This window comes from Actinomycetota bacterium (assembly GCA_005888325.1).
GTDB lineage: Bacteria > Actinomycetota > Acidimicrobiia > Acidimicrobiales > AC-14 > AC-14.
This window is the reverse complement of the sequence record VAWU01000065.1, coordinates 71,696-72,260: the sequence shown is the minus strand read 5'-3', so window position 1 is coordinate 72,260 and position 565 is coordinate 71,696. Positions and strand designations below refer to the sequence as shown.

Here is a 565-nt window from a genome sequence, read left to right as displayed (position 1 = left end):
AACGAGAGATGGCGACGAAGGCGATCGTGGGCGAGAAGCTCGGGATGACCCAGGTCTGGGACGAGCAGAACCGCGCCATCCCCGTCACCGTCGTCAAGGTCGCGCCCTGCCGGGTGGTGCAGGTGAAGACACCCGAGCACGACGGCTACAGCGCGGTGCAGGTCACCTTCGGCGTGATCCAGGCGAAGCGATTGACGAGGCCGGAGGCGGGTCACTTCGCCAAGGCGGGCGTCGAGGCGGGGCGGCGTCTGGTCGAGCTGCGGCTCGACAACCCGAGCGACTATCAGGTGGGCCAGGAGATCAAGGTCGACCTGCTCACCCCGGGCGATCACGTCGACGTGACCGCGGTGAGCAAGGGCAAGGGGTTCACGGGCGTGATGAAGCGTCACAACTTCAGCGGGATGGGCGCGGGTCACGGCGCCCACAAGGTGCACCGCGCGCCGGGCGCCATCGGCGCGTGCGCCACGCCATCGCGCGTGTTCAAGGGTACGAAGATGGCCGGGCGCGTCGGACATCAGCGGGTGACGACGTTGAACCTGCAGGTCGTCCAGGCCGACGCCGAGCG

General features: G+C 68.7%; 1 protein-coding gene. It reads left to right on the top strand.

Translation table 11 applies throughout. The annotated features are described in order from the left end of the window. Nucleotides 1–8: 8 nt before the first annotated feature. Nucleotides 9–565 (top strand): 50S ribosomal protein L3 (gene rplC, locus E6G06_19620; protein ID TML86976.1); only part of this gene is annotated, 557 nt, incomplete at its 3' end.